The organism is Pseudomonas sp. URIL14HWK12:I5 (assembly GCF_900176445.1).
Classification (GTDB): domain Bacteria; phylum Pseudomonadota; class Gammaproteobacteria; order Pseudomonadales; family Pseudomonadaceae; genus Aquipseudomonas; species Aquipseudomonas monteilii.
In genome coordinates, this window is record NZ_FWXQ01000004.1 from 423,965 (window position 1) to 439,838 (window position 15,874).

General features: G+C 61.7%; 14 protein-coding genes. 8 read left to right on the top strand and 6 right to left on the bottom strand.

Features of this window, described 5'->3' with window-relative positions; translation table 11 throughout:
- The first annotated feature begins 8 nt into the window (after window positions 1–8).
- Window positions 9–470 (top strand): YehS family protein, encoded by a 462-nt coding sequence (locus tag B9A31_RS12465; protein WP_019098116.1) that lies wholly within the window; start codon window positions 9–11, stop codon window positions 468–470.
- A gap of 6 nt (window positions 471–476) precedes the next feature.
- Window positions 477–1,169: a tRNA (N6-threonylcarbamoyladenosine(37)-N6)-methyltransferase TrmO gene (gene tsaA / locus B9A31_RS12470; protein ID WP_019098117.1), complete on the top strand. Its 693-nt coding sequence runs from the start codon at window positions 477–479 to the stop codon at window positions 1,167–1,169.
- 63 nt (window positions 1,170–1,232) lie between these two features.
- Here tsaA and B9A31_RS12475 read toward each other — a convergent pair whose 3' ends face one another.
- The 4 genes from B9A31_RS12475 to B9A31_RS12490 all read right to left on the bottom strand — a co-directional run bounded on the left by B9A31_RS12475 (window position 1,233) and on the right by B9A31_RS12490 (window position 5,619).
- Window positions 1,233–2,555 (bottom strand): dicarboxylate/amino acid:cation symporter, encoded by a 1,323-nt coding sequence (locus tag B9A31_RS12475; protein ID WP_019098118.1) that lies wholly within the window; start codon window positions 2,553–2,555, stop codon window positions 1,233–1,235.
- Between the two features lie 349 nt (window positions 2,556–2,904).
- Window positions 2,905–4,251, bottom strand: a complete 1,347-nt coding sequence (locus B9A31_RS12480) for an ATP-binding protein (protein ID WP_084297028.1) — start codon at window positions 4,249–4,251, stop codon at window positions 2,905–2,907.
- Complete coding sequence (locus B9A31_RS12485; protein ID WP_016712023.1) at window positions 4,248–4,925, bottom strand: response regulator; 678 nt, start codon at window positions 4,923–4,925, stop codon at window positions 4,248–4,250. The genes B9A31_RS12480 and B9A31_RS12485 overlap by 4 nt, the downstream gene beginning before the upstream one ends.
- Before the next feature lie 88 nt (window positions 4,926–5,013).
- Window positions 5,014–5,619 (bottom strand): outer membrane beta-barrel protein, encoded by a 606-nt coding sequence (locus B9A31_RS12490; RefSeq protein ID WP_084297029.1) that lies wholly within the window; start codon window positions 5,617–5,619, stop codon window positions 5,014–5,016.
- Window positions 5,620–5,748: 129 nt separating this feature from the next.
- Here B9A31_RS12490 and B9A31_RS12495 point away from each other — a divergent pair, with 129 nt between their 5' ends.
- Both B9A31_RS12495 and B9A31_RS12500 read left to right on the top strand, forming a co-directional pair.
- Entirely contained in the window at window positions 5,749–6,540 is a 792-nt protein-coding gene (locus B9A31_RS12495; protein ID WP_016712025.1) for a dienelactone hydrolase family protein, read from the top strand.
- 54 nt (window positions 6,541–6,594) lie between these two features.
- Complete coding sequence (locus tag B9A31_RS12500) at window positions 6,595–7,296, top strand: 4'-phosphopantetheinyl transferase family protein (RefSeq protein ID WP_019098120.1); 702 nt, start codon at window positions 6,595–6,597, stop codon at window positions 7,294–7,296.
- Between the two features lie 3 nt (window positions 7,297–7,299).
- On the opposite strand, the gene B9A31_RS12505 is transcribed toward B9A31_RS12500, so the two are convergent.
- A complete protein-coding gene (locus tag B9A31_RS12505) occupies window positions 7,300–8,907 on the bottom strand; it encodes an ATP-binding protein (protein WP_027615350.1) in 1,608 nt (535 codons plus the stop codon).
- Entirely contained in the window at window positions 8,904–9,602 is a 699-nt protein-coding gene (locus B9A31_RS12510; RefSeq protein WP_019098121.1) for a response regulator, read from the bottom strand. Before B9A31_RS12510 ends, B9A31_RS12505 begins: the two co-directional genes overlap by 4 nt.
- A gap of 747 nt (window positions 9,603–10,349) precedes the next feature.
- Between B9A31_RS12510 and B9A31_RS12520 the strand changes: the two genes are divergently transcribed.
- From B9A31_RS12520 to B9A31_RS12530, 4 genes are all read left to right on the top strand, one after another.
- Window positions 10,350–13,229: a ribonucleoside-diphosphate reductase subunit alpha gene (locus B9A31_RS12520; protein ID WP_016712029.1), complete on the top strand. Its 2,880-nt coding sequence runs from the start codon at window positions 10,350–10,352 to the stop codon at window positions 13,227–13,229.
- Window positions 13,230–13,368: 139 nt separating this feature from the next.
- The gene (locus B9A31_RS27500) at window positions 13,369–13,500 is read left to right on the top strand and encodes a hypothetical protein (RefSeq protein ID WP_016712030.1); all 132 of its coding nucleotides are present in this window, start codon (window positions 13,369–13,371) and stop codon (window positions 13,498–13,500) included.
- Window positions 13,501–13,946: 446 nt separating this feature from the next.
- On the top strand, window positions 13,947–15,197 hold the full coding sequence (locus B9A31_RS12525; protein ID WP_019098122.1) for a ribonucleotide-diphosphate reductase subunit beta: 1,251 nt from the start codon (window positions 13,947–13,949) through the stop codon (window positions 15,195–15,197).
- A 111-nt stretch (window positions 15,198–15,308) separates the two neighbouring features.
- Window positions 15,309–15,869: a Pycsar system effector family protein gene (locus B9A31_RS12530; RefSeq protein WP_143512046.1), complete on the top strand. Its 561-nt coding sequence runs from the start codon at window positions 15,309–15,311 to the stop codon at window positions 15,867–15,869.
- The last annotated feature ends 5 nt before the right edge of the window (window positions 15,870–15,874 follow it).

Consider the following 15,874-nt stretch of genomic DNA (forward strand, 5'->3'; position numbering starts at 1 on the left):
CTGCAGCAATGAACCACAACGATGTCCTGCGCAGTCTGCGCTACATGCTCAAGGTGAACGACGCCAAGATGGCCGAAATCATTGGGCTTTCCGGCCTCGAAGTGCATCCTCTGGTGCTGGCCACCTACCTGAAGAAAGAAGAAGAGGAAGGTTTCGTACGTTGCCCTGAACGGGTGATGGCGCACTTCCTCGATGGCCTGGTGATTCACCGCCGCGGCAAGGATGACAGCCGCCCACCGCAGCCGGTCGAGCTGCCGGTAACCAACAACCTCATCCTCAAGAAGCTGCGGGTGGCCTTCGAGCTCAAGGAAGACGACCTGCACGCGATCCTCAAGTCGGTCAACTTCCCGGTCAGCAAGCCGGAGCTCAGCGCGCTGTTCCGCAAGGCCGGCCACGACAACTACCGTCCGTGCGGTGACCAGTTGCTGCGCAACTTCCTCAAGGGCCTGACCCTGCGCGTGCGCGGCTGAGTGGCCATGCAGCACACGGTTGCCCCGGTCGGCATAGTGCGCTCCTGCTTCAAGGAGAAATTCGCCATTCCACGCCAGCCGCAGCTGGCGCCTGCGGCGCGCGGCGTGGTCGAACTGCTGCCGCCGTTCGACCAGGGTGATGCGGTCGAAGGGCTGGAGCAGGTCAGCCATGTCTGGCTGCTGTTCCTGTTCCACCAGGCCCTGGAAGACAAACCCCGCCTGAAAGTGCGGCCACCGCGCCTGGGCGGCAACAAGAGCATGGGCGTGTTCGCCACCCGCGCCACCCACAGGCCCAACGGCATCGGCCAGTCAGTGGTGCGTCTGGAGGGGGTAGAGCCTGGCCGCCTGTTGCTGTCCGGGATCGACCTGCTCGATGGCACGCCGGTACTGGACATCAAGCCCTATGTGCCCTACGCCGACAGCATCGCGGGCGCCAGCAACCAGATGGCCAGTGAAGCACCTGCTGCGATTGCCGTGCAGTGGGGTGAAAACGCCCTGCCCCAGGCTCGTGAGCATGCATTACGCCTGGCTGAGCCACTGGTAGAGCTGATCGAGCAATGCCTGGCCCAGGACCCGCGACCGGCCTATCAGATACCACCGGCCGAGCGGGTGTATGGGGTGAAATTCTGGGATGTGCAAGTGAGGTGGCATTACCCGCAGCCGGAGGTGATCCGGGTGCTGGAAGTGGTGCTTGCCTGAACGCGGCACGAACATGAAAAAGGCGACCTCAAGGGTCGCCTTTTTCATTTAGCCATCCCGCTATTAGCGAGCCGGGCCTTCGGCCACGCCAAGGTCATCGGTAGGACGGGTATCAACCAGCGGAGCACCACCGGAAGCCAGCTCCGAAGCGAGCTTGTCGTTGTCCATTTCCTTGACCCACTTGGCAACCACCACGGTAGCGACGGCGTTACCTACCAGGTTGGTCAGGGCGCGGGCTTCAGACATGAAGCGGTCGATGCCGAGGATCAGCGCCAGACCGGCAACTGGCAAGTGGCCAACAGCCGACAGGGTGGCGGCCAGCACGATGAAGCCCGAACCGGTAACGCCGGCAGCACCTTTGGAGGCCACCAGCAGCACCAGCAGCAGTGTGATCTGGTGAGTGATGTCCATGGTGGTGTCGGTGGCCTGGGCGATGAACACCGCGGCCATGGTCAGGTAGATCGAGGTGCCATCCAGGTTGAACGAGTAACCGGTCGGGATCACCAGGCCGACAACCGACTTCTTGGCACCCAAGCGCTCCATCTTGGCCAGCATGCGCGGCAGTGCCGATTCCGACGAGGAAGTACCCAGCACGATCAGCAGCTCTTCACGGATGTAGCGGATCAGCTTGAGCACGCTGAAGCCGTGGGCGCGGCAGATACCGCCCAGCACCACCAGCACGAACAGCAGGCAGGTGATGTAGAAGCAGGCCATCAGGTAGCCCAGTTGCACCAGCGAGCCAACGCCGTACTGGCCAATGGTGAAGGCCATGGCGCCGAAGGCACCGATCGGGGCCAGCTTCATGATCATGTTGATGATGTTGAACATGACATGGGCAAAGCGGTCGATCATGTCCAGCACCGGCTTGCCATAGCTGCCCAGGCGGTGCAAGGCGAAGCCGAACAGCACCGAGAACATCAGCACTTGCAGGATGTCGCCGTTGGCGAAGGCGCCGACCACGGTGTTGGGGATGACGTTGAGCAGGAAGCCGACGGTGGTCTGCTGCGCGCCGGCGGCGGCGTAGGCAGCCACGCTGCTGGCGTTCAGGGTACTGACGTCGATGTGCATGCCAGCGCCTGGCTTGACCACGTTGACGACGACGAGGCCGATGATCAGGGCGATGGTGGAGACGATTTCAAAGTACAGCAGCGCGTAGCCGCCGGTCTTGCCGACCGACTTCATGCTCTGCATGCCGGCGATGCCGCTGACCACGGTGCAGAAGATGATCGGGGCGATGACCATCTTGATCAGTTTGACGAAGCCGTCACCCAAAGGTTTGAGGGCGACGCCCGTTTCCGGGTAGTAGTGGCCGAGCAGAATGCCGATGGTGATGGCGACCAACACCTGGACATACAGGGATTTGTACAGCGGCTGACGTGTCGTCATGGCTCATTTTCCTCAAGTGTGCCGGCCCACCCTTCCCAGGGTGATGGGGCACCTGAATCGCTAACCCTCCTGCACCCGGAGGGATTTGTCGTTGTGTTCGAGCTGCCTGGGCAGGCCTCTGAAGGGATCAATAGCAAGGGTGGTGCCAAAATGCCCATGAAGGGTGCAAAGGCCGTATTAGCTAGGGATAAATGCCCAACGACGGGGCGATTTGCCTGAAGAAGGCTGGCGGATTTCCGCCCAGTGGCGGGATTTGTACAGGGGGCATGGCGGGAATCCGCCCGATGCGGTTTGCCTGTGCCGGCCTCTTCGCGGGTTTACCCGCGAAAGGGCCGGCAAAGCAAGCGAATCAATCGAGGTTGAAGGTGATCCTGAACGCCGCCCCGCCCAAGGGCGAATCCCCAAGGCTCAGCTCGGCGTCATAGCTGTCGACAATGTCCTTGACCACCGCCAGCCCGATACCCTGCCCCGGGTGCTGGCTGTCCAGCCGCTCCCCCCGCTCCAGGATGCGCTCACGCTGGTCGGCCGGCACCCCCGGCCCATCGTCCTCGATACACAAGGTCAACTGCCCGGGCGCCTGCTCCAGGCTTACCCGCACCTGGCCCAGGCTCAGCCGGTAGGCGTTTTCCAGCAGGTTGCCGAGCATCTCCAGCAAGGCGCCCTGCTCCATCGGCACCTGCGCCGCATCAGGCACCTCCAGGGCCACGTTCACCTGTTTGTCCCGGTAAACCTTGGCCAGCGTGCAGGACAAACTGTCGAGCAACGGCAGCAGCCTCACGCTGTGGCGCACCAGGCCGCTCTTGCGCAGGCTGGCGCGTTGCAGCTGGTAGTCGATCTGCTGGCTCATACGCTCGATCTGGCTTTGCAGCACCCGCGCCTGCTCACGCTCGCCGCTGCGCTGCTGCAGGCTCTCGCCCACACCTTGCAACACCGCCAGCGGCGTCTTCAGGCTGTGGGCCAGGTCATCCAGCGAATCGCGATAGCGTGTGCGTTGCTCGCGCTCACTGCGTAGCAGGCGGTTGAGCGAACGGGTCAAGCGCAGCAACTCGCGAGGGTGCTCGCCGCTCAGGCCGTCGCGTGCGCCCGATTCCACCTCATCCAGCTCGTGGCTGAGCCGCCGCAACGAGCGCAGCCCCCAGGTCAAGCCCGCCCATAACAGCACCATCAATGCCAGCAAGGCAGCACCAAAACCTAGGTAGAGCTTTTCTCGCAGGCCATTGAGGGTGGCCTTGTATTCGCTCACCGGCTGCAGGGCGACAATGCTGTAAGCGGCGCTTTGGCCGCCCAGCAGCTTGATCTCGACGTCATAAACGAAGAATTCTTCGCCATCGGACTGGTGAATGCGGGCAAACTCGTTACCCCGCCCGTCGTAGCGCGGGCTGTAATTGATGTGCCGGTCAGCAGTGGCCCGCGACTGCCAGACCAGGTTGCCGTCGCGGTCGAAGATGTAGCCCAGCAGGCCGGTATACGGCAGGTTGTAACGCTCGTCCGGCAGCAGCGTCGGCATCTGCAGTTGGCCATGCTCGATGCGCGCGGCGGAAATCAGAGTGGTCACATCCGAGGCCAACCGCTGCTCGATCGATTCCTGCAGGGCCAGGCTGAAGGCTTTCTGCAAGGCCGGCAATAGCGCCAGCATGAACAGCAGCGCCAGCACGGCGGCGGCCAACATCAGGCGTACCCGCAGGGAGCGGATCATCGGCAGCGCTCGGTGAACAGATAGCCCAGGCCGCGCACGGTGTCGATGGGTTTGAAGCCGTGCTCACCCTCAAGCTTGCGGCGCAGGCGGCCGACCAGCACCTCGATGACATTGGGGTCGCGTTCCTCGTCCCCCGGGTACAGCTGCTCCATCAGGCGCTCCTTGGCCACTACCTGCTGATGATGGCGCATGAGGTATTCGAGAATACGGTATTCGTAGGCCGTCAGCGCCAGTGGGTGTTCGTCGAGGGTGGCCTGTTTGCGGTTGAGGTCGAGCACCAGGGGGCCGGCGGCGATGGTCGACTGAGTGAAACCGCTGGAGCGGCGCAGCAGGGCATTCAGGCGAGCCTCCAGCTCTTCGAACTGGAACGGCTTGACCAGGTAGTCGTCTGCACCGGCCGCCAGGCCCTCGACCTTGTCCTGCCAGTTGCCACGGGCGGTGAGGATGAGGATGGGGAAGGTCTTGTCCTGGCTGCGCAGGCGCGTGATCAGCTCCAGGCCACTGATGCCGGGCAGGCCCAGGTCGATGATGGCCAGGTCAAAGTGGTATTGCCCGGCCTGGTACAGGGCCTCTTCGGCGTCGGCGACGGCCTCGACCACATGGCCGCTTTCGCCCAGTCGGGTGTAGAGGTGATGGCGAAGCAGGGCTTCGTCCTCGACCACCAGCAGTTTCATGTGCAGCTCCTTGATTTGTATTGCCTGTGCCGGCCTCTTCGCGGCTAAGGCCGCGAAGAGGCCGGCACAGGATAACCCGGCTCGCCCGTCAGAACTTGTAGCTAGCAGCCAGGTAGGTCTGCGCACTGCTGGTCAGGCGCAGGGTGCCGTCCTTCGGCCCGCCACGCTCGCCCACTTCGGTGGCGGCATTGGTGCGCAGGTAACGGTAGCCCAGTTCGACCGAGGCTTTGTCGGTGATGTCCTGGATCACACCCGCCTGCAGGCCATAGGCATAACCGTAGTCGGTATCGCGGCTGGCACCTGGCGAGTCCTGGGTCAGCTTGGTCACGCCCAGGCTGCCACCGCCAAACAGCTTGGTGGTATCGCTCACGGGCAGGAACAGGTCATAGCTGCCCAGCAGGTTTTCCTGGCGCAGCTTGAGGCCGCTGTGGTCGCCCGAGACATTGTCGTAGGTCATGTAGTAGCGGCCTTGGTCATTGATCTTGCCCAGACGCACGCCCCAGGTGTCGTCTTTGCCGATGATGCCATCGGCGTTGAGGTGATCGGTGTTGCGCTGCAGCAGGCCGGACTTGCGAACCTTGTCGCTGGTCTGGCCGTAGGTCAGGCTGGCGAAGTTGTCGTCGGCGGCCTGGGCGGTGGTGATGCCAGCGGCGCAGACGGCCATGGCGGCAAGCAGGGTGTTGAAGGTTTTCATGGCTGGATACTCCAGTTGGGTGCGCTGTTTCGGTCTGGAAGCTAGAGTAAGCAGGGCACCCTGAACCGCGACTGAACCCTGGCTGAACACCGGCTGAACGAACTGTCTGCAAGACAAGGAGTAGTAACCATGCGTGCCCTGCTGGCCCTGACCCTGATGTGCAGCGCCGCCTTAGCCCAAGCGGCGGTACAAACCCGTGAAATCCCTTACCAGGACGCCGATGGCAACCGCCTGGTCGGCTATTACGCCTACGACGACGCCATCGAGGGCAAGCGCCCCGGCATTGTCGTGGTGCATGAATGGTGGGGGCTGAACGATTACGCCAAGCGCCGCGCCCGCGACCTGGCCGCATTGGGCTACAACGCGCTGGCCATCGACATGTATGGCGACGGTAAGCACACCGAACACCCGCAGGACGCCCAGGCGTTCATGGCTGCCGCCATGAAGGACCCGGCAGCGGCGGCAGCACGCTTCGACGCCGGCCTTGAACTGTTGAAGCTGCAACCGAATACCAACAAGCATCAACTGGGCGCTGTCGGTTACTGCTTCGGCGGCAAGGTGGTGCTCGATGCCGCGCGCCGGGGCGAGAAGCTGGACGGCGTGGTGAGCTTCCATGGCGCACTGGCCACCCAGACACCGGCAAAACCGGGCGTGGTGCGGGCCGATATCCTGGTCGAGCACGGGGCGGCAGACAGCATGGTCACCCAGCAGCAGGTGGATGCGTTCAAGGCAGAAATGGAGGCGGCCAAGGTCAACTATGAATTCGTCAGTATTGAAGGCGCCAAGCACGGGTTTACCAACCCGGATGCCGACCGGTTGAGCCATGGCGAGCATGGCGGGCCGGACATTGGCTATAACAAGGCGGCGGATGAAAGCTCTTGGGCGGATATGCAGGCGTTTTTCAAGAAAGTGTTCAAGTAAAGATTGCCGGGGGCCGCTTTGCGGCCCATTGCCGGGGCAGGCACAATATGCCCCATGAACACACTCCCCGCCTGTTGCGCCCCGCTCCAGCACCACTGGCCCTTGCCCCGCCCACTACCCGGCGCATTGCTGGTCAGTTGCGCCTTTGACCCCGCCCTCCTGGCCGCCGATGACTTCCAGCGTGCCGGCATCGTGCCCAGTGCCAGCCTGCAACGCTCGGTGGCCAAGCGCCAGGCCGAGTACCTTGCCGGCCGCGTATGCGCCCGTGCTGCACTGCAACGCCTGGATGGCCGCAATTACGTGCCTGGCACCCACGAGGACCGCTCACCGATCTGGCCGGCAGGTATCCTCGGTTCGATCACCCATGGCAAAGGCTGGGCCGCCGCCGTGGTCGCGGCCCAGGGCAGTTGCCAAGGCCTGGGGCTGGATCAGGAATCCCTGCTGGATGACGAGCGCGCCGAACGGCTGATGGGCGAAATCCTTACCCCGTCCGAACTCGAACGCCTGGACCGTCGCCAGCTCGGCCTGACGGTCACCCTGACCTTCTCGCTGAAAGAAAGCCTGTTCAAGACCCTCTACCCGCTCACTCGCCAGCGCTTCTATTTCGAGCACGCCGAAGTGCTGGAATGGTCCGCCGATGGCCTGGCGCGCCTGCGCCTGCTCACCGACCTGTCGCCACAATGGCAGCACGGCGCAGAGCTGCAGGGCCAGTTCAGCCTGCAGGACGGCCACCTGCTCAGCCTGGTCAGCGCCTGACCTTTACAGAGGAGCCTGCTGGCGCGGCCAGTTCAGGCTGAAGCAGGCGCCGCCCAGCGCCTCGCTGCGCCCCACCGTGGCCCGGCCTGCGTGCCAGTAGATGATCCGCCGCACGATCGACAGGCCCAGGCCATGACCACCCGAGGCCCGTGTACGGCTGTCGTCGAGGCGGGTGAACGGGGTGAAAATACGGTCCCAGAAGCCCTCTGGGATACCTGGGCCGTCATCTTCCACATCAATCCGGCAGCGTTGCTGCCCCAGCTGGTAGCTCAGGCGCACTTCGCGCTCGGCATGGCGCATGGCATTGCCGACCAGGTTCTGCAAAGCCCGGTGCAGGTAACGCGGCTCGGCCTCGACCCAGGCACCGTCGGCATCCGCGCCCTGGCAGTCGCCACGCACCACCCGCACCTCGGCACGCAGTGGTGCCAGCTCTTCGATCACGCGGTCGAGCAAGGCGTCCAGGTCTACCCGCTGGAACTTCAAGGCCGGCGCGCCCTGCTCCAGGCGGGCATAGGTCAGCATCTCGTCAACCAGCTTGTCGAGGTCCTGGATATCCCCGTCCATGCCCGCCAGGTGCTTGGCCCGCGCCTGTTCGGTGGTGGCGCTTTCAATCATCTCCAGGCCAAAACGCAGGCGCGCAACCGGCGTGCGCAGCTCGTGGGACACCGCCCGCACCAGCTCACGCTGCATGGTCAGCGAGCGCTGCAAGTGCTCGGCCATGCCGTTGAAGGCAGCGGCCAGGCGCCCGACCGAGTCGGCGTCACCGGCGGGAACGCGGGTGTCCAGGCTGCCTTGGGCAATGCGTGTGGCGGCAACCTCCAGGCCCGACACACGGCGCTCCAGCTGGCGCACCAGCAGGTAGACCACCAGGCCGATCAGACATAGGCCAAGGAAGGCGATCAATATCAGCAACTGCGGCGGATACGGGTTGAGCTGGTACAACGGGCCGATCTCCAGTACCCAGGGCGAGCCTGATAGCCCCGCAAATACCCGGATAGAGTCCCCATCCCTGCCCAGCGCCATCACGGTGTCGCCCTCCTCGACCCGGCGCCGCTGGTCATCGTCCAGGCTTACCCGCTCGATGCGCTGCAGGGCGACACCAAAGCCGAAGCCTTTTTCCTGCTTGATCTGAGCCAGCCGCTGCTGCTGTTCGGTGATCGGGTAACGCACCAGCTCATCGGCCAGCAGGTACAGGGTGGCCCGCGCCAGCTGTTCGCTGATCTGTTTGATCTGCGCGACCAGCATCAGGTCCTCTTGGCCGACCTTGCGTAGCACTTGTGCCGCATGCGGGCCAGTCTTTTCTACCACCACCAGGCCACGGTACAGCCGCGCCCGCTGGCCACCGTCGAGGGTGCGCGCAGTCATGGGCTGCAACGCCAGCGGCACGCCCAGCAGGCGCTCCCAGATCAGCAGGGAGCGTTTGCGTTCGGTGTCATTCTGCTGTGCGAGGTTGTCGGCCATCAGGCTGAATGTGCCCTGGGCCAGGCCTTCGCGGTGCTGGGCGGCGCGCACTTCGTTGACCAGGTGCAGGCTGAGTATGCCAAGCAGGGCCACCAGCACCAGCACAGCCAGCATGCCGCCGTAGATTCGCAGGAAGATCGAGTTGTTCATGGCGCCTCGCCGACAAACAGGTAACCCTTGCTGCGCAGGGTTTTGATCAAGCGAGGCTGGAGTGGATCATCGCCGATCTTGGGGCGAATTTTTGAAATGCGGATGTCGATGGAACGGTCCTGGCCATCGTAGCCTACGCCGCGCAGCGCGGTGAAGATCTGCTCACGGGTCAGCACCCGGCCGGCGTTGCTGGCCAGCAGCCAGAGCAAATCGAACTCGGCGCCGGTCAGGTCGACCAGCTGTTCACCCAGGCGCGCCTCGCGCAGGCGGTTGTCGATACGCAGCGCGCCGAAGGCCAGCGCCTGGCGCTTGTTGTCCACGGTTTCGCTGCGACGCAGCAGGGCCTGGATTCGCGCCAGCAGCAGGCGTGGGCGCACCGGTTTGCAGACGTAGTCGTCGGCCCCCAGGTCGAGGCCCTGGACCTGGTCGAGTTCGTCGCTGCGGGCAGTGAGCATCAGGATCGGGCCCGGGTACTGGCTGCGTACACGGCGGCAGATGCTCAGGCCGTCCTCGCCGGGCAGCATCAGGTCGAGGATGACCAGGTCGGGCTGGCCGTCGACGATGCGCCGTGCTGCCCGGGCGCCATCGCCCTCGACGCTGACCTCGAAGCCGTTGGCCTGCAAGTACTCGGCGGTGAGCTCGGCCAGGCGTTGGTCGTCTTCGACAATGAGGATGCGGGGGGTGGGATGGTCCATGGCTTAGGCCTTCGCTTGTTGTTTTTCTTCTGCCTGTGCCCGCGAAGAGCCCGGCACAGGCAACATACCCCTTTAACCAAAAGGCAACATCTGCCTCGGATACTACGTCCCGCCCCCGGCACTGCCAAGCCACTCACAGCCCCCTCGACTGAACCGTTTTTTGTGATACGGTTCGCGCCCGAAAAAAACTGCCCCGGGGCAGCAAGGCGCAGAAAAATACTGCAAACCACTTGGCACAAGGCCTACAGCGAATACCCACCATTCACACACAAAGTACGCACAAGTTATCCACAGGCGCTCGCCTTGCAAAGGCCCCAATACCGCATTATCTTGTATCCCGATCGCAGCGAACCACTAGATGTTGGGGTTCGTGCAAAATCACACACAAAAGTCAACCCGCAAAATCGAGCGATTTCAGGGCTGAACTTCAAGTGATTCCAGCAGCCAAACCGCTCCTGCGGAGGCGACCGAGGCAAGCCCTTACAGGGCCTTGTTCGGGTATGGGTGTTGCAGGCCAGGCCTGACACCCATCAGCAACAGATTTTGGGCTCAGGCCCAGAACCTTTGACTTCGGCCAGGGAGCGGCGAGCTATTGCCCTTATTCCTGAGTCTGTCCCGAAGTCGGTACGCCCGCGCGGGCGGATGCGCATGCATTGCGCATCCCCGCCGGGGCATCGAGCAAGTGGACGGAACGGTGGGCGCCCAAAAGGCGCCTGAACACTATAGAAACTGTGGAGACACCCACCCATGCAAACCGACACAACTCGCGAGAACCCGCAAGCCAAGGTGCCGCAAGCTGCCGATTCCAACCAGGATCTGGCCGCCACCGCCCCTGGCCAACTGCGCGTGATCAAGCGCAACGGCACTGTCGTCCCTTACACCGACGACAAGATCACCGTGGCCATCACCAAGGCGTTCCTCGCAGTTGAAGGCGGCACCGCTGCCGCTTCGTCGCGCATCCACGACACCGTCGCGCGCCTGACCGAGCAGGTTACCGCCACGTTCAAACGTCGCATGCCATCGGGTGGCACCATCCACATCGAAGAAATCCAGGACCAGGTCGAACTGGCCCTGATGCGCGCCGGCGAGCAGAAAGTCGCCCGTGACTACGTGATCTACCGCGACCAGCGTGCCAAAGAGCGTGCCACCCGCGCCAACACCGATGCCGTGGTCGAGCCGCACCCGTCCATCCGCATCACCCTGGCCGACGGCAGCCTGGCGCCGCTCGACATGGCCCGCCTGAACACCATCATCAGCGAAGCCTGCGAAGGCCTGGCCGAAGTCGATGGCGACCTGATCCAGCGCGAAACCCTGAAGAACCTGTACGACGGCGTGGCCATCAAGGACGTCAACACCGCCCTGGTGATGACCGCCCGTACCCTGGTTGAGCGCGAGCCGAACTACTCGTTCGTCACCGCCCGCCTGCTGATGGACACCCTGCGCGCCGAAGGCCTGGGCTTCCTGAATGTAGCCGACAGCGCCACCCACCACGAAATGGCCGACCTGTACGCCAAGGCTCTGCCGGCCTATGTCGCCAAAGGTATCGAGTTCGAGCTGCTGAACCCTGCCCTGGCTGACTTCGACCTGGAAAAACTGGGCAAGGCGATCAACCACGAGCGCGACCAGCAGTTCACCTACCTGGGCCTGCAGACCCTGTACGACCGCTACTTCATCCACAAGGATGGCGTACGCTTCGAGCTGCCGCAGGTGTTCTTCATGCGTGTGGCCATGGGCCTGGCGCTGGAAGAGAAAGACAAGGAAGCCCGCGCGATCGAGTTCTACAACCTGTTGTCGTCCTTCGACTACATGGCCTCGACCCCGACCCTGTTCAACGCCGGCACCCTGCGCCCGCAGCTGTCCAGCTGCTACCTGACCACCGTGCCGGACGACCTGTCGGGCATCTACCACGCGATCCACGACAACGCCATGCTGTCGAAATTCGCCGGTGGCCTGGGCAACGACTGGACCCCTGTTCGCGCACTGGGCTCCTACATCAAGGGCACCAACGGCAAGTCCCAGGGCGTTGTACCGTTCCTGAAAGTGGTCAACGACACCGCCGTTGCCGTGAACCAGGGTGGCAAGCGCAAGGGCGCCGTATGTGCCTACCTGGAAACCTGGCACCTGGACATCGAAGAATTCATCGAGCTGCGTAAAAACACCGGTGATGACCGCCGTCGTACCCACGACATGAACACCGCCAACTGGATCCCGGACCTGTTCATGAAGCGCGTCTTCGATGACGGCAAGTGGACCCTGTTCTCGCCTTCGGAAGTGCCAGACCTGCACGACCTGACCGGCAAGGCCTTCGAAGAGCGCTACGAGTACTACGAGGCCCTGACCGAGTACAACAAGATCAAGGTGTTCAAGACCATCCAGGCCAAAGACCTGTGGCGCAAGATGCTGTCGATGCTGTTCGAGACCGGCCACCCGTGGCTGACCTTCAAGGACCCGTGCAACTTGCGTTCGCCGCAGCAGCACGTGGGCGTGGTCCACAGCTCGAACCTGTGCACCGAGATCACCCTGAACACCAACAAGGACGAGATCGCAGTCTGCAACCTGGGCTCGATCAACCTGCCGAACCACATCGTCGACGGCAAGCTGGACACCGCCAAGCTGCAACGCACCGTTAACACCGCCGTGCGCATGCTCGACAACGTGATCGACATCAACTACTACTCGGTGCCGCAAGCGCGTAACTCGAACCTCAAGCACCGCCCTGTCGGCCTGGGCATCATGGGCTTCCAGGACGCTCTGTACCTGCAGCACATCGCCTACGGTTCCGATGCTGCGGTCGAGTTCGCCGACAAGTCGATGGAAGCGGTCAGCTACTTCGCCATCCAGGCTTCTTGCGACCTGGCCGATGAGCGCGGTGCGTACGAGACGTTCCAGGGCTCGCTGTGGTCCAAGGGCATCCTGCCGCTGGATTCGCAACAGATCCTGATCGAGGCCCGTGGCCAGAAGTACATCGACGTCGACCTGAACGAGACCCTGGACTGGGCTCCGGTACGTGCCCGCGTACAAAAAGGTATTCGTAACTCGAACATCATGGCCATCGCGCCAACCGCGACCATCGCCAACATCACTGGCGTTTCGCAGTCGATCGAGCCGACCTACCAGAACCTGTACGTGAAATCGAACCTGTCGGGCGAGTTCACCGTGATCAACCCGTACCTGGTCCGCGACCTGAAAGCCCGTGGCCTGTGGGACTCGGTCATGATCAACGACCTGAAGTACTACGACGGTTCGGTGCAACAGATCGAGCGTATTCCGCAAGAGCTGAAAGACCTCTACGCCACTGCGTTCGAAGTGGAAACCAAGTGGATTGTCGATGCTGCCTCGCGTCGCCAGAAGTGGATCGACCAGGCTCAGTCGCTGAACCTGTACATCGCTGGCGCTTCGGGCAAGAAGCTGGACGTGACCTACCGCATGGCCTGGTACCGTGGCCTGAAAACCACCTACTACCTCCGTGCCCTGGCCGCGACCAGCACCGAGAAGTCGACCATCAACACCGGCAAGCTCAACGCCGTTTCCAGCGGTGGCGACAGCGCCCCGGTCCAGGCAGCCGGCCCTGCGCCAGTGCCGAAGGCCTGCGCGATCGACGAGCCTGACTGCGAAGCCTGCCAGTAAGGCCTGGATGCCGCGCGGGGTGCCCAAGGGTGCCCCGCGCGGCATTTTTGTATCTGCGTCACTGAGAAGCCCTGCCCTTTTCCCGCTGCGTATACGGTTCGGTAAAAGGACTGGACCTCTCTAAAAAGGACGCAAGCCCATGGCGCGGAAAAAAGTGGTAACTCGCAAGATTGGCCGTAACGCAGAAACCGGCCGCTTCACTTCGGTCGAAGCAGCACGCAAGCAGCCCAAGACGCACATTGTCGAAACGCTGCATACCCACCGCAGCTAATGTTGCCGGGCCTCATCGCCGGCAAGCCCGCGCTGAGGCCCGTTCGGCTAACACATCCTTTGACAAAAACACCATATGATGTGCCTACAAATTTAAACTGGCACAACATATAGGTTGGCGCTACACTCTCCCCCCGTAGACGAACACAGCCATTTCGTGAACGGACGCACGCAAAACCGGTCGAAAAAGTTACCCTCGCCGGCAACACACGCGCCCCGATCGAAGGTGAATTCCGGTATACTTTGCGCCCTCTGAAAAGAGCACCATTCAATTGTCCTGGCCCCTCCCCGAGGCCTGGCCAGGTACAAGCCAGAACACATTTAGATGTTAACGAGAGTCAGCCTCTCCAAGCTGTCCATTCGCCGCTACCGGCCGTGCGTCAGGCATCACATTCTTAAAATCCAACCGGTTGCCCCAGGGCGACCCTCAAGCAGGAGCCAATCACCATGCTGAGCTGGGACGAATTCGACAAGGAAGACGGCGAAGTAGCCGCCAAAGGCAACACCCCTGCGCAGGCCACTGCCGCTGCCACCCTCGACAAGCTCGACAGCGCCGGTGGTGCCGCCGCCCTGGAAGCCCGTGCAGCCACCGCGTCTGACTCCGAAGCGGTCAAACGTGCCAAGGCCGCCCTCGACGCCCTCGACATTGCCGAAGGCCTGGCTGAGTTGGAAGGTTCCTCTGCCCGCGTTGCGGTAGACGAAAAGCGCATGATCAACTGCCGCGCCGACCTGAACCAGCTGGTACCGTTCAAGTACGACTGGGCCTGGCAGAAGTACCTGGACGGCTGCGCCAACCACTGGATGCCGCAGGAGGTCAACATGACCGCCGACATCGCCCTGTGGAAGAGCCAGGACGGCCTGACCGAAGACGAGCGCCGCATCGTCATGCGCAACCTGGGCTTCTTCTCCACCGCCGACTCGCTGGTTGCCAACAACCTGGCCCTGGCCGTGTACCGCCTGATCACCAACCCGGAGTGCCGCCAGTACATCCTGCGCCAGGCCTTCGAAGAGGCGATCCACACCCACGCCTACCAGTACTGCATCGAGTCGCTGGGCATGGATGAAGGCGAGATCTTCAACATGTACCACGAGATCCCGTCGGTCGCGAAAAAAGCCGCCTGGGGCCTGAAGTACACACGCGCCATCTCCGACCCGGAATTCAACACCGGCACCGTCGAAACCGACAAAGAACTGCTGCGCAACCTGATCGCCTACTACTGCGTACTGGAAGGCATCTTCTTCTACTGCGGCTTCACCCAGATCCTGTCCATGGGCCGCCGCAACAAGATGACCGGCGTGGCCGAGCAGTTCCAGTACATCCTGCGTGACGAGTCGATGCACCTGAACTTCGGTATCGACGTGATCAACCAGATCAAGATCGAAAACCCGCACCTGTGGGACGCGGCGATGAAGGAAGAAGCGACCCAGATGATCCTGCAAGGGACCCAGCTGGAGATCGAATACGCCCGTGACACCATGCCTCGCGGCGTACTGGGCATGAACGCGGCGATGATGGAGGATTACCTCAAGTTCATCGCCAACCGTCGCCTGACCCAGATTGGTTTGAAAGAAGAGTATCCGGGGACTACCAACCCGTTCCCATGGATGAGCGAGATCATGGACTTGAAGAAGGAGAAGAACTTCTTTGAGACGCGGGTGATTGAGTATCAGACCGGTGGGGCGTTGAGCTGGGACTAATTTAATTTTCCCACAATTTAGTGTAGCTGCATCAATTGCAGCTACACATCGACCGCAATACAAAGAACATTAATAAGAACCAACCCCACATCAAGCAAACATGGTTTCATTATGCAACCTGAATTTGTACATGATGCAAAATCTATTGAACTAAAATTAAAAAATCAATTTGAAGTACTAAAACGCATAGACACCTATATTGGCTCCACCAACACCAAGTGCACCATTGTAATGTCCTACTGCGCAGCAGCAATCGCGCTTATCTTCACCTTACTGGGCAAAATCAGTTTTGCCACCTCACAGATGCCATTTGTTGTCTCAATAGCGCTAGCATCTGGCATCAGCCTGATACTCGCCGGGATCTGCATGGTTTTGGCATGCACTGTTATTTTCCCCGTAACTTATAGTAGAAAGAGTGCCTTCCATGGCAATTCTCTGATTTTCTTCGGAGATATTGCTAACCATCACAAGAAAGAAGACAGCTTTGAGAGAAGCTTCCTAGAAATCTCCGACATAGATTACCTCAAAGATCTGACCACACAGGTCCACACACTTGCAACAATAGCCTCCAAAAAATTTCAAAAAATACAAGTCATAACATCGATCCTTATCATCCATTTTTTAGCAATTTTCATTTTTTTATCGCTATGCTTCTTTGGCTCATTCGGGTAAAAAAC